Source organism: Pseudomonas sp. SIMBA_067 (genome assembly GCF_046534675.1).
Taxonomy (GTDB): Bacteria; Pseudomonadota; Gammaproteobacteria; order Pseudomonadales; family Pseudomonadaceae; genus Aquipseudomonas; species Aquipseudomonas putida.
This window is the reverse complement of the sequence record NZ_JAWRYH010001208.1, coordinates 1-241: the sequence shown is the minus strand read 5'-3', so window position 1 is coordinate 241 and position 241 is coordinate 1. Positions and strand designations below refer to the sequence as shown.

At 63.1% G+C, this 241-nt stretch carries 1 protein-coding gene; it reads left to right on the top strand.

The genetic code is table 11. The features are described from left to right. Nucleotides 1-53 precede the first annotated feature (53 nt). A partial coding sequence (locus tag SB765_RS33125) for an RHS repeat domain-containing protein (protein WP_410932961.1) occupies nt 54-241 on the top strand: 188 nt, incomplete at its 3' end.

The following is a 241-nucleotide window of genomic DNA, read 5'->3' as shown; positions in this document are numbered from 1 at the left end:
CGTTCGCGAACGGTCTTACACGGACGTCGACTTTCAATGCGGCGGGAGAGCTGGTGGCAGTCGCGGAATCCGCGGCGGACGTGTTGCTGTCCCAGGTCGGCTACACCTATGATGCCGCAGGCCGGTTGCGCATGGAAATCGATGCGGTCGGACAGCGCGTGCATCATCTTCACGACGCGGCCGGCCGCAAGATCGCACAGGTCGATGCCGAAGGCGGCTTGACCGAATACGTCTATACGCC